This window comes from Candidatus Parvarchaeota archaeon (assembly GCA_016866895.1).
GTDB lineage: Archaea > Micrarchaeota > Micrarchaeia > Anstonellales > VGKX01 > VGKX01.
In genome coordinates, this window is sequence record VGKX01000017.1 from 1 (window position 1) to 12,678 (window position 12,678).

Genomic DNA, 12,678 nt, shown 5'->3' on the forward strand with positions numbered 1-12,678 from the left:
CGAGTATGAAACTGAACGGGACTGGTTTGCTGCAACATGCAAGAAGGCAAGGGCAAACCCGCGTGAGGTGCTTAGGGCCTTTGGCTGAAAAACTTGACAAATGTCGTATTTCTCACAAAAAACAACACAAAATCGAGCATTTGGCGTATCAAAGTTAGGCAAAAAACGTAATTCAATCAAATATTTATAAATATTTGTTTCTATATAAGCAAAACCTTTAAATAGCCTAAGAAATTAACTCCTCTGTAAAGTCTTGGCTAAAAAAGGTGCTATACCTGCAATATGCCAAAAGGCTTTGATACAGTTTGGGGCACAAGGAAAAAAGTCCGCCATCAATAGTCATCTTACAGGTGCCCTGGAAATAGGGTGGCGGACAGCAAAAAAATTGAGGTGAAGATATGAAAGGAGTGAACGTCAAGAAAATTGCTGCACTTGCGGCCGGCACATTGATGCTTGGCGCATCTGTTGCAGTTGCTGACGTCGTTTACGGCAATGTACAGCTTGTTGACCAGACAGGCCAACCGGTTGTCAAAGTCGTAGTCGGCGAAAAGGCAGCGGCATCAGACGGTGTGGCAGCAGCAAACATTGCAGCTGCAATTGCCAACATGGCATACAAGAGCTCGACATTGACCGCATCAGTGACAGGCGCATCAACATGCGCTGTTGCAGGCGGGACAGGCTCTGGTGCTGGCACCTGCGCAGTGACAAACAAGAAGGCAGTTCTTGAAGTCACAATACCGGGTGTGATTGGCGGCGCATACCAGTTCTCGACGCTTGTCAACGACTATGTTGACAGGACAATTGGGAACAGGGTCAAGGTGAACAGCGAGGACACGTACACTGGCACGACAACAACAAACGACCAGCAGGACGACATTGTCCCATTCAGGTTCACAACCTTGTCAAGCCTGCAGGCAGTGTACAAAATCACTGGCAGCAGCTTCAATGCGTTTGCAACAGCAACCGTGCAGGACCCCAAAGCAGCAAAGTCCTACACAGAGCAGCAGACATTGTACGTTGGCGCGCAGGGCATTTACAAGAGGCTTGCAGCAGGCCCAGTTTCAAGGTACTCTGGTATCTTGTACCAAGTCCGCTTCACAAATGACGATTACGGACTTGCATACTGCACTGCATCTGCAACCACAAACGACTCAGCCTGCCAGTCTTCGGACAGGACCCTGAACCACCGCGTCCCAATCAAGTTCCTGGGCAGCGAGTGGAGGATTTCAGACTTGCAGCCAGCGGTTACGACAACGACACACGCCCAGTACCCAATCAGTGGCGGCTCAATGAAACTAGCAAAGGAGTCTGCCTACAAGATTGTGAACATCGGCGAGTCGCTTGACGCAGGCGAGGTGAAAGTCAAGCTGTCGGACATATCAGTTGCCACAGGCTCTGCAAACGACCACTATGCCATTATTGACATATTGGACGCAAACGGTGCAGTGCTCGCGCAGCAGCAGATATTGCCAGGCTCTACATACACCTACACGACACCAAGCGGAAAATCCACAAGGATTCACGTCTACCAGACATCACCTGGTTTCACATTGAATGCAAAGTGGGCTGAAATGGCAGTGTACTCTGACGAGCTTACGCTGACTGACGGCCAGAAAATCAATGATGACAACAAGGAGTGGAAGACGGAGCTTCTGTGGAAGAACCGCGACACGACCAACGGCGGCATTTCAGCATTGAGGGAAATCCTTGTTTACACAGACCACTCAAACGTAATAAACAAGGACTTTGCCAAAGGCGATGCAGTGTCCATAATCAAGAGCCCATCAGTGTTCAGCCTGTCATTTGACGGCATTGACCTTGGTGACTCTGACTATGACACGCTGACATTCACCATTGACAACAATGCAAACCCGTTGACGGTCTCAAACCTGTCCAACACAATGGCTGGCGGTGAAACCTGTGCGACAACTTCTACCTCAGGCACAAAGCTCATCAGAATAAACTCTGGTGTTGCAAATGCATTTACTATTGAGGGAGGAAACCAGACGGCAACAGGCGGTTCGTACTCTACAGACACAATGTACTACGACCCTGTCAACTCGAGGATGTTCTTCAAGTCTTCGTCATCTGTTGACTGTTACTACTTTGCTTATGGTGGTGTGAACGCTACACTTGCATGGACAGGTGAAAAAGACGAAACTTTCGTTCAATACAAGACCGTCGGCACAATTGGCGACAGAACCTCTGGTGGTTCATTCAGTCTTAACAGGACCGGAACAGGTAATGTTGAGATTAGAATCTACGAAGACGCAGGCAGATACAACAACACTGCAAACGCGGTTGCGACAATGAACTTCACTGCGGCAAACAGCTCTGGAAGCTGGACATTCAAGCCCTCATCAAGTTCAACAGGGCTTGTGACATTTGACAGCAGCTCAACCTGGTCTGCAGACGCTGCCACAAACGAGGAAGCGCCATACATGACTGACAGGGGCACTCTGTTCCAGTCAATGTCAACAGACACTGTCCAGTTTGCAACAGCAAAGAAGTACGGCAACCTAAAATGGACCTTGTCGGCAGCAGGTGAAGCAGTTGCAGACGCGTCCTTGACAACCCTTGCAGAAGGCGAGTCCAAGGAACTGACCGGCGGAGTGAAAATCAAGGTGAAGGAAATCACCCAGACAGTCGGCTCATGCACAGCCACTGGCTCTGGTGCACCAACCTGCACTGTTGACTCAACCGGCGTAAGCGCTGTAATCCTGCCAAACAACGCAGCCTCAGTGGAAGTAACAGAGCCATACAAGCTCACATCAAACCTTGTGGTGCTTGACTCTGATGCGGGCTCATCAGGCAGCTACATCACAGTAGGCGGCCCATTGGTCAACTCTGTGACAAGGGACTTGCTTGAGGGCAGCGATGTTGACTTCCAGGCAACAAATGTCGTTGTGAAGGAAATCGGCAGCAACAAGATTGTTGTGGCTGGTTGGTCTGCAGACGACACCATTGAAGCGGCAAATGAATTCGTTGCAGCACTGAGCAGCTCCCAGTAAATCTTTAGGTAAAACCCAACGGCCCGGATTTTTTCGCCGGGCCAAAGGGATTTTTCCAAAGGATTTACGCCCCTTTTTTTCTTTTTCTTTTCTCTTTTTTCCAATTTATCTTGATGCTTTTTTGATGCCTAACCTCCTTCATATCCAAACAACCCAAAATCATTTGGAAAATGCCAGGAAACCCAAGACCTTCAGGCTCTACACAGTAAAGAAAAAGCCAGATTCAAAAATCCAGGCCCATTCACCTCTGCCTTATGGCTTGTGCCTTGTAGTTGCACGCAACGATAAGAAAGCCAAAAAAGGCAAATAAAAAACAAATCCGTGCTTTTGGCTTCACAGGGAGGCTGTGCACGTGGGCCGTGGGTTTGCAGTTAAAACGAAAAAATGCAAGCAAAAAGGCCAGTTAATTCGCGCAGGCTCCATTCTTCTTCTGCACCAAATTTTTCCGCCTTATTTAGCAATATATTTAAAACAATCCATCCAAAAGGAGATTATGCGACCAAGGCCATTCCTGCTTTTTGCCCTTATTGTGCTTGCCACAAGCTCCGGGCTTTTTGCGTTTGATGCAAAGGACTACCTTTACAATGGCGAGGACGAATCCTCAATTTCAACTTCATCTTTCTCGGTAGGCGCTGATTCGTATTCCCTTGTTTCCTATGGGGGCAGCGAGACTTTCCTCCTAAAAAACGGGGAATTTGTGAAAAACAGGGCTGAAGTCGAAAGCGCAATACGGGCAAATTTCATAAAAAGCTACTTTCCTTCGCCTGCTGAAATTGACGAGCTGAGGGTGCTTGGCAAAAAATTCAACGAAAGCAGGAACGCCAAGACCCCCTACGGCGAGCGGGGGGCTGAAGGCCTTTGTGCCCAGTTCACAGGGCAGCTAAACAGGGAGTGCAATGACCCGGTTTCCTGCCAGGTTTCCTGCTCTGCCCTGCCAGACTTATGCGGCAGGGGCTTTGGCGACAGCACACAGGTCAACTACAACGGCAAAACAGAATTTCTGGGCAATGTATTTGCAAACATCCTTACCGACTTTGCGCTAGGCAGGGTGGCGCTTGACAAGCAGGCAAGCATTTACTTTAGGGAAGTAAACTCGCTAAATGAGTCAAACATAATCACCAAGCTTGATTCGATGGCCTCTGCAATCTCGGCAATGGATGCGACTGCAAAAAAGATGAAGACAACCCTGCTTCGGGCAGGGTGGGGCGACTACCAGGTTGTTGCCCGCCAATCCCAGTGCATTGCAGGCAAGCATTGCGACGTGTGCGAGACTTGCATTAGCATCTGCCCCTACGTGCCTTATGATTTTGCGTCCCTTGGCACTGCGCTGCAGAAAATCAACGGCTACAAGGCAAGGGCAGTCCCGCTTGCAAAGCTGCCGACAATATCAGACCAGATAATCACAAAAACCGAGGAGCGCATCAAGTACAAGGCAGACACGGCAACCTCGGGCGACTACTCAATCAGGTTCGAGGCAATCAAAAAGCGCTACAGGAACGTTTCGCAGGAGGCAAGCGAGGTGCGCTCTGTAGTAAAAAACTCAAACTTTTCCGCAGCCCTCTCATCCTGGGAGGCAAAAACCCAGGCAATAGAGAAAAAAATCAAGGATTTTGAATTTGGCGGCCTTGACCTCCTTATAAAAGGCTACGAATCGGACGCGCAAAAAGTCGCGGCTCTTCTTAACTCAACCAAGCGGCCCTATATGCAGGCCACTGATGCGCAACACTCGACAAATGCGCTTCTCATCAGGGCCGAGTGGAGGCTTGACCGCTCAAACAAGGCCGCTGTGGACACATTCAAAGCACTCAAGGCAACGCAGACAAAGTATGACTCAAACTTCAACCCGCCATACACAAAGGCAGAATATGCGACCATAACGGGAAACTATGAGCAGCTGGAATCAAAGGCGCAAAAGCTTATAGACTCATTCTCCTTTTCCGGCAACACGATATACGTCTTTGTCGGCAACATTGTCAGGGTAACCGTCAACGGAGTTCTTGGGCTTACAAGTGGAATCTGGCCTGTAAACTACAAGACAAGGCAAATTTACGCGGCATACATTCCCCCGATAGTCCTTCTTGTCGCAGATTTTTCCTTCATTTCCCTTGCAATACTTGTGTTTGTGGCAGTTATTGTGAAATACAAGCACGTGTTTTCGCAGCGGACCGTATTTCTTGGCTGGAGCGCGGTGCTGCTTATCCTAATAGGCATCCTGCTTGCGGCAACTGTCGGCATGTTTCTGATAATGAACCAGGCCGCCACCTCGACTTCGTTTGACGACTTTTTCTACGAGGTGACCTCAAGCAACAGGGCAATCATCCTTCGCGACTATGCCAATTCGACGCAGGCAGGCCAGGGCGCTATTGACTCTTGCGCATCCAAGATTTCAAAGCAGCTGTACTCTGAGCTTAGGAAAAACACCACCTCATACTCCCTCAACGGAAATCAATGCATCAGGCCCGGCTCAACAACGCCCATCTCTTCTGATGCCTGCTTTGAGCAGTTCATTGACCTGCCAGTTTTCCACCTCAAGCAAAGCGCAAAGAACCAAACACCCATATTTTCTGTTGTCTACAAGAAAGAGGCCCTGATATCAGGGGATGTGCGGTATCTTGAGGACTGCCAGGTGGCGCAGGTGCTGGTGAAATAAGCCGCCCATGGCTCAAAACTCCCCCCACACCTCCAACCGGGGTTTTTCGTATGAAGCTTTCTGACAGGCAAAAAAATTCCGCAGTGCTCATTCTTGCCGCACTTGTGCTTGCCCTCTCCATATATGTTTTTCTGCCGCACCTGTTTTACACGTCGGATTTTGGAGCCAGGACTACGGGCAAGGCCTTTTTTGAGTCAATTTCAAACAAAAGCCAGCTTGCACTTGTTTTTGACCTTTCCTCAGTCCAGGCACAGTCATCCTACCAGGACAGGCTTTTGCAGTGCGGTGTGGGCCTGGCAGGCTCAAGTGGCCTAAATACATTCAACAAGACAATCTATGCAATTGAAGGCGACAAGTGCACAACCGACTCTGGCGTGAAAAGCAGCCAGGAGTGCTATTATTCAATCAGAAACATGCCGCTAATCAGGCTCCAAGGCGGCTTGATTGACGCAACCGAGTTTTACCAAAACGCAATGATTATCTCGATTTCTTCCTCTTACAATGGCTCGTGCAGCCTGAACCTCAAGGTAGCTTGATAGTTTATTGCACGCAGGCCGGCAAACTATTTCTTCGCTAGTCAGCCTTTTCAATCAAGCATTAAGCTTAGGCTTTAAATCCTAGCCGTGCAAAATCAAACCCATGGACATAGAAAGAAAGATTGAGCTTGCCGCAAGAAAGCCGGTTTCAGAAGTCATAACCCGCGATGAGCTGCGCCAGGTTTTTGAGGCACATGCCCACCCAAAGCACTACATCGGCTTTGAGATTTCAGGCAGTGTGCACCTTGGAAGCGGCCTTATGACTGCCCTGAAAATAAGGGATTTGCTTGAGGCAGGTGTCAAGCCAACAATTTTCCTTGCAGACTACCACTCCTGGATTAACGGAAAGCTTGGCGGCGACTTGGAGCAAATAAGGGCGGTGGCGCAGGGTTATTTCAAGTCTGCCTTTGTCTCCCTTGGCCTTGAGGAAGGCAAGGTCAATTACGTTCTTGCCTCGCAGCTTTACGACAATGATTACTGGGCAGATGTGCTTGCGATTTCAAAATCAACTACAATTGCCCGCATGCTTCGCTGCACAACCATAATGGGCAGGACTGCTGCTGAGGCAACCTACTGCTCGTCAACGCTTTACCCTGCCATGCAGGCGGCAGACATTTTTGCCCTTGGCGTGCAGATTGCTCACTCTGGCACTGACCAGCGCAAAGTCCACATGCTTGCGCGCGAGTGCGCTGATAAGCTTGGGGCAAAATCCGGAAAATCCGGCAGTGTGCAAAAGCCTGTTGCAATACACGGTCACTTGCTTATGGGCCTGCAGGGGCCAACCAAGATGGGCTTTGAGCAAAACGAAAAGGAGGACATTGAAATTTCCTCCAAAATGAGCAAGTCCAAGCCAGAAACATGCATCTACATCCATGATTCCGAAGATGAAATAAAAAAGAAGATTTCCAAGGCCTACTGCCCTGAAAAACAGGTTGAGAACAATCCAATAATAGAGCTTGCCGAGTATGCAGTAATGCGCGATGGCAAAAGCGCACTTGAAATCTCCAGGCCGGCAAAATTCGGCGGCGACATAATCTTTGCAACAGTTGAAGAGTTGAAGGGCGCATATTCCCAGGGCAAGCTGCACCCAATGGACCTAAAGGCAGGTGTTGGCGATGCCCTTGCCAAACTTCTCAAGCCAAGCCGCGACTACTTTGCAAAAAGGCCGGAGCTAATCGAGCAGGTGCAACAAGCTAAAGTGAGCAGATAATCGGAAGCAAAAGTGAGCAGGTAAAACGCAGAAGACGAAAAAAGAAACTTGGTGGCGGAAGAGCAAAAGACTTGCTGAAGTAAACTATTTTTCCAAGAAGTCCGTTAATGTCATAAACAATGTTATTGTTTCTGCATCCTTTCTTTCTGGGGTAAAGGCCACACTAAAACCGAACTTTGCATAAAATTCAACGTTCTCTGGATATGTGTGCAGGGCCAGGTAGGGTAGCGATAAAGTCTTGTTTATTTGGACTGCCTTTTCAATCGCAAACGAAATCAAATAACTCGCCCCGCCTCTACCAGTTTCTTCTTTGTCAGTTGCCAGCTTGCCTATTAGCAGGCACGGTATTTTATCAGTGTAAATATGGAAATCCTTATCCCTTATTTTTATGCCTTTTATGGTTGAGCTTTCTGAAAGCTTGAATGAACCTATGACAAGTGTTAAATAGCTAATAATCTTGGTTTTGTCTTTCTTCAAAAGAAGGAAAGTGTCGCTTAATCCAGCATTCTTGTTCTTCAGGGCATCCTTTTTCAAAAAACTGTCTTCATCTTCCCTGCCGCAACAAAAACTTTCCACAAGCGAGGCATGCTCTGGCCTAATCGTCTCTATCAAAACTGAACCGGGCTCTACCCTCTCTTTTGGCACAAAAACGCCTCTAGAAAACGTTGAACTTTGTTTTTAGTGCCTTTTTTATTGTCTTTTGCCTGTTTTTCTCGTTTTTGTTAGTCCTTAAATTAGCCAAAAACTCGTTTGTCTGCGATTGTGTCAACTCTATTATAGATTTGATATAACGTGCCATTTTTCCTGTCTCTTAGTGTCTTAATTTGTATTTATCTTGGCTTTCATGATATTTAATGTTTTTGTTGCGTTTTTAGCTACTTTTTGCCAATCTACCCGTTCTTATCTCAACACCCTTGCAGTCTTTATCCTTAAAAGCAGCTGTCGATTTATCCGACATAGCAAAAGCCAAAATTGATGCGGCTAGTAGTTGAACTTTTTTGCAAAAGCAGGTGGTATGAACCAGTTGGGTTTCAGTGGGGCTTGCCTTGGGGTTTCTATTTAGGAAGGGGGGTGAATCCAGGGGTTTGGTGGGGGGGAAACCTTGGTTTCCCCCAAGACGCCATCGCCGGGGGGGAGATTTGAACTCCCGAGAGGGTTTCCCCTCAACAGGTTAGCAACCTGCCGCACTGGACCGGGCTATGCGACCCCAGCTTGGAAATATTATGAAAATTAGATTTATTACTTGATTGCTTTGGCCATTTTCAATAATCTATTTTTTTCCAAGGTGGTCGTTTTCCCGCCCTTAAAAGTTCGTTGTTCATCCTAGCTTGCTCATAAGCGTCATACGCGTTGTATCCAATAAACACTAAAGTCAAAGGGACGGTTACACACAAGGTAACAACTAAGAAGATACCAATTACGTTTACAAAACCTAAAGCCCAACCAACAAGCAAAAGTATCAATCCTTTACGTATATTGCCTATGTAAAAATGCCCTAGACCGGCGAACATGAAGAAAGCAGGAACTAAGCCAAGCAATAGTGCTATTGAGGGGTCTTTGAGTTGGGTACTATCTATTTTTTCGACCATCCTTCTCAATCTCTTGTTTAGTGGCAGGGTTTCCCCGTGTTGCCAAAACTTGCACAGGCAGCCCGCTGCCTGCAAGCTCCACTGTGTATCTTGGGAGCACGAAATCTTGCGCTTATGGCTGCTCCTTCCGGCCTGACCAGGTTGGCACAAAGGTTTGCGTCCCCCAAGGCAGCAGCTTCGACGCGTGCATGCAATGGACTGGCACTGCACTTGTTAGGACGCCTTGGGACGTAAATCGGTCCTGCCATAAGGGGATTTGCAGCAACAAGGGGCCCCTGGTCCCCCGACCTACCCTGCCAGCAAATATTGCGGAAACTTAGGTTATAAAGGTTTGCAAATACCCTTGGAATTTCAGACAGTTTTATATACTCCCTTGCCTAAAATCTAATTATGGCACAGGCAAAAAAGGATTTTCTGACATTGCTGCTTGCAACACTTGAAGCCGCACTTGGCACTCAAGCTAGCCTGCGCCAGAACCTAGTTTTAGCACCTGTTTTGGAAAAGCCAGGGCAGTAGCCTGCCCACTATTTTGACAACTTGCCATTCTGGCATTTAATAAAATAAATCATGTTTTCTGTTTAGGTTTTACCTTGCCTGGCTTCCAGGCGCAAAACAGATTTCAGGGAAAACAAAAAATACAAAATAAAAAAACAAAAAAAAATAAAAACAATAAAAAACGAGGTGCAATACATGAAATCAATGAAAGTGATTGAGGTGAAGGAAAGGGGTTTTCTTCCATGCTGCCTACAAGGCTAGCATATTTTTCGGGAAGCTTCTTGGAAAAAACGGAAGGTGCCATATGGAAACTGAAAATGCAAGTGAAGGGCAATCCAGCGCAAATGCGCTGGCGGAAAAGCGCATTGCAATAATTGGCGCAGGCAACATGGGAAACTCACTTGCCCTTGGCCTGCATCAAAGCAAGAAAATTGATGCAAGCCGGATTGTTGCATGCGGGGACAATGCCTCAAAAGCCTTGCAGCTTTCAGGCACGGGCATCAGGGTGGCAGGCAGCGCATATGGGGCACTGGAGGCTGCAGGCGCTGACATTGTGGTGCTTGCAATAAAGCCCAACCGGGAGGCACTTGAAGGGCTTTTCTCAAGCCTGGGCGGCGCATGCAGCGGAAAGCTTGTCATTTCTGTGATGAACGGCGTGTCGGTTGCATACCTTGAAAGCAGGCTAACTGGAGCAAAGGTTGTGAGGTGCATGCCTGACATAAACGCGCGGGAAGGCAAATCCTTCACCGGTTTTGCAGCCTCTGGCAAGGTCACTGAAAAAGACATGGAAACTCTGCGCTGCTTTTTTGGCTGCCTTGGCGAGTTTGAGCAGATTGGGGAGCGCCAGTTTGCAGCCTGGACGGGTGCAAGCTGCCTGCCTGGCATCCTGGCCCACGCTGTTTTCTCCTCCTGCCAGTCTGTCTTTGAGCAGGAGGGCTTTTCCAAAGGCCTTTCTCGGGGTCTTGTGCTCAAAAAGTCGCTTTCCACCCTCAATTCCCTTGGAATAAGCGGCGAAGAATTTGCGGACTATGGGAAAAGGGTGGCGTCAAAAGGCGGAGGCACTGAGGCTGCAAACCTGCTTGCAGACAAAATCGAGCTTGCATGGGGCATGGGGGAAGTCCTCAAGGCGGCAATAGAGCGGTGCAGGCAGATTGAGCGGGAGGTTTCAGGGGCCTTCTCCTCAGTCTGAGCAAAGCCGCGTGCAGCCGCGTTGGCATTTGGGCATTGCTGAAAAAGCGCCAAAAAAGAGGGCGGGAAAAGGGCCTCCAATCCCTCCCCTCTTTTATTTTTTCTTTTTTCCCCTTTCGTCATCTGTCCGTGACAAAGATTTATTAGCGTGGAAAGGCAATAATTTTTGGAGGTGGGTATACGATGCAGGAGCTTACCATCATAACCGAAAACAAGGTCGGCGTTCTTGCCAGCGTTTGCCAGATACTTGGCGGCTGCGGCGTTAACATCGAGTCAATATGCGCGCAAGGGAATGAGGATGGCGGCGTCATACGCCTTGTGACTAGCGACATTGCAACTGCCAAAAGGGAGCTTGAGAAGGGAAAATTCACAGTCAAGGCAGGGGAGCTTCTGGTAGTCAAGCTTAACGACAACCCCGGGGAGCTTGCAAAGCTGACAAGGCGCATTGCAAGAAACGGCGTGGACATAGAGTGCGTATATCTGCTCTCAAAGCACAAGGGGGTTGTCGAGGTTGCAATAAAGCCTGGCGACTTGGAGGCAGCAAAAGCCGCGCTAAAATAGCGCTATTGCTGGAAGATAGTTTTTTAAGCAGCAAAAGCCATATATTGCCCGCTTCCTGGGCTTTTTACGGCCTACTTTTGAAGGAATTTGAAAGAAGGTTCGCCTTGGGGCTTGCAGCAACCTTGCATTATGCGGCCGCATAAACTGCGTCCTTGCTTAAGGCAGGTGCGGCAAAAAGAAAAAATTTGCAAAAGCAAAGAACGGAGTTGAAAAGCATGGACGGAGACGGTGGATACGAAAGACGCGGAAGAGGACGCTTTGGCGGAGGGTTTGGAGGCGCAGACATGGGCCCAAAACCAGTCAAGGTCGGAGATGAGATTGACGTTACTATCGAGGCAGTTGCCGCCAAGGGCGACGGAATTGCCAAAAAGGACGGATTTGTCATTTTTGTCCCAGGCGCTGCCATGGGCGAGACTTGCAAGGTCAAGGTGACAGATGTCAGGCGCAGGTTTGCAATCGCGCAAAAAGCCGGTGAGGCATCTGCGCCAGCGCCTGAAAGCCAGGCACCTGCGCAAGAAGAGGCACCAGGGCAGGAAGACGTGCAGGCCTGAGAAACCGCTTTTTTTGGGCGCAAGCCCAAATCTTTCTTTTTTCAATAAGTTTTTTTCAATAATTATTTTCATACTCTATCTATTTTTTTACTTGTATGATGTTTTCTCGCTTAATTTGCGAATAGTTCCGGAAACCCTGCTAGAAATCCTGCTAGAAAACCACTCAGGCAACCCACTCCAGAATATGGCGCTAAAACTCCAAGCTAAAAACCGCGTGCGTTTAGTGCCGAATCAAAACCAAGGGTTTTATTAAAACCCGGCCTTCTATCCTTTCTTGTTCTGTTTAGAGGTCGGCCTAAGACCTATTTGGGGTGGTAAAATGAGCAGATTATTTTTGAATACAAACCCAGGAGCAAGTGCGCAAAGCCTCTGGAAATGCCAAAATAAAGGGCAAGCAATGCAATCTGTTTTCATGGGCAACAATCTACTCAGCTGCAAATTCGCATTATTGTTGTTCCTACCCTTGCTAATGGCAGGCCTGGCATTTGCCGGCCAATCTGGCGCCTTAATAATGCCGCCTCAGGAGCAAGTCCAATACCAGCTCACTGCGCCTGTCGCTTCGGTTGCTCTTTACTCAAACGGCTACGGTTTTTTTAACGCTGCCACTCAGGCTTCAGTCCAGCCAGGCAAGGCAACAGTGATAGTACAGAACTTCAGCAGGCGGGCGCTGTTTGACACCATTTGGGTTTCAGATAATGCAGGGAAAATCACATACCAGAAACTGGTCTCAAGGCAAAAAAACATCACGACAAGCTCAAAAGTGCCCCTGACGACATTTGAGCTTCTGAATTCAAGTGTGGGAAAGCAGGTTTCAATAACCGTTGGCGGGGCTGCAAAATCCGGCACTCTTGTCTGGGTCTCGCCAGATTCGCTTGCAATATCCTCCA

The 12,678-nt window shown here is 48.3% G+C and carries 10 protein-coding genes and 1 tRNA gene; 8 read left to right on the forward strand and 3 right to left on the reverse strand.

From position 1 onward, the window contains the following. Window positions 1–398 precede the first annotated feature (398 nt). From FJZ26_01345 to FJZ26_01360, 4 genes are all read left to right on the forward strand, one after another. The gene (locus tag FJZ26_01345; protein MBM3229051.1) at window positions 399–3,011 is read left to right on the forward strand and encodes an S-layer protein; all 2,613 of its coding nucleotides are present in this window, start codon (window positions 399–401) and stop codon (window positions 3,009–3,011) included. 493 nt (window positions 3,012–3,504) lie between these two features. Then, a complete protein-coding gene (locus FJZ26_01350) occupies window positions 3,505–5,661 on the forward strand; it encodes a hypothetical protein (protein MBM3229052.1) in 2,157 nt (718 codons plus the stop codon). A 50-nt stretch (window positions 5,662–5,711) separates the two neighbouring features. After that, on the forward strand, window positions 5,712–6,197 hold the full coding sequence (locus tag FJZ26_01355) for a hypothetical protein (GenBank protein ID MBM3229053.1): 486 nt from the start codon (window positions 5,712–5,714) through the stop codon (window positions 6,195–6,197). Between the two features lie 103 nt (window positions 6,198–6,300). Next, window positions 6,301–7,407, forward strand: coding sequence for a tyrosine--tRNA ligase (locus FJZ26_01360; protein MBM3229054.1), 1,107 nt, complete (start codon window positions 6,301–6,303; stop codon window positions 7,405–7,407). An 84-nt stretch (window positions 7,408–7,491) separates the two neighbouring features. Here FJZ26_01360 and FJZ26_01365 read toward each other — a convergent pair whose 3' ends face one another. The 3 genes from FJZ26_01365 to FJZ26_01375 form a co-directional block, all read right to left on the reverse strand. Beyond that, window positions 7,492–8,052 (reverse strand): GNAT family N-acetyltransferase, encoded by a 561-nt coding sequence (locus FJZ26_01365; protein ID MBM3229055.1) that lies wholly within the window; start codon window positions 8,050–8,052, stop codon window positions 7,492–7,494. 479 nt (window positions 8,053–8,531) lie between these two features. After that, a tRNA-Ser gene (locus FJZ26_01370) sits at window positions 8,532–8,619 on the reverse strand. A gap of 50 nt (window positions 8,620–8,669) precedes the next feature. Next, complete coding sequence (locus FJZ26_01375) at window positions 8,670–8,996, reverse strand: hypothetical protein (protein MBM3229056.1); 327 nt, start codon at window positions 8,994–8,996, stop codon at window positions 8,670–8,672. A gap of 799 nt (window positions 8,997–9,795) precedes the next feature. Here FJZ26_01375 and FJZ26_01380 point away from each other — a divergent pair. The 4 genes from FJZ26_01380 to FJZ26_01395 form a co-directional block, all read left to right on the forward strand. After that, a complete protein-coding gene (locus FJZ26_01380) occupies window positions 9,796–10,680 on the forward strand; it encodes a hypothetical protein (protein MBM3229057.1) in 885 nt (294 codons plus the stop codon). Window positions 10,681–10,862: 182 nt separating this feature from the next. After that, the gene (locus FJZ26_01385; GenBank protein MBM3229058.1) at window positions 10,863–11,240 is read left to right on the forward strand and encodes a hypothetical protein; all 378 of its coding nucleotides are present in this window, start codon (window positions 10,863–10,865) and stop codon (window positions 11,238–11,240) included. 284 nt (window positions 11,241–11,524) lie between these two features. Beyond that, window positions 11,525–11,791: a TRAM domain-containing protein gene (locus FJZ26_01390; GenBank protein ID MBM3229059.1), complete on the forward strand. Its 267-nt coding sequence runs from the start codon at window positions 11,525–11,527 to the stop codon at window positions 11,789–11,791. 451 nt (window positions 11,792–12,242) lie between these two features. Further along, a partial coding sequence (locus FJZ26_01395; protein ID MBM3229060.1) for a hypothetical protein occupies window positions 12,243–12,678 on the forward strand: 436 nt, incomplete at its 3' end.

What these genes read in the sequence shown, in the direction of transcription:
- FJZ26_01380 (MBM3229057.1), top strand. Translation starts at nt 9,796, where the DNA reads ATGGAAACTGAAAATGCAAGTGAAGGGCAATCCAGCGCAAATGCGCTG.
- FJZ26_01360 (MBM3229054.1), top strand. Translation starts at nt 6,301, where the DNA reads ATGGACATAGAAAGAAAGATTGAGCTTGCCGCAAGAAAGCCGGTTTCA.
- FJZ26_01355 (MBM3229053.1), top strand. Translation starts at nt 5,712, where the DNA reads ATGAAGCTTTCTGACAGGCAAAAAAATTCCGCAGTGCTCATTCTTGCC.
- FJZ26_01375 (MBM3229056.1), bottom strand. Translation starts at nt 8,996, where the DNA reads ATGGTCGAAAAAATAGATAGTACCCAACTCAAAGACCCCTCAATAGCA.
- FJZ26_01390 (MBM3229059.1), top strand. Translation starts at nt 11,525, where the DNA reads ATGGGCCCAAAACCAGTCAAGGTCGGAGATGAGATTGACGTTACTATC.
- FJZ26_01345 (MBM3229051.1), top strand. Translation starts at nt 399, where the DNA reads ATGAAAGGAGTGAACGTCAAGAAAATTGCTGCACTTGCGGCCGGCACA.
- FJZ26_01385 (MBM3229058.1), top strand. Translation starts at nt 10,863, where the DNA reads ATGCAGGAGCTTACCATCATAACCGAAAACAAGGTCGGCGTTCTTGCC.
- FJZ26_01350 (MBM3229052.1), top strand. Translation starts at nt 3,505, where the DNA reads ATGCGACCAAGGCCATTCCTGCTTTTTGCCCTTATTGTGCTTGCCACA.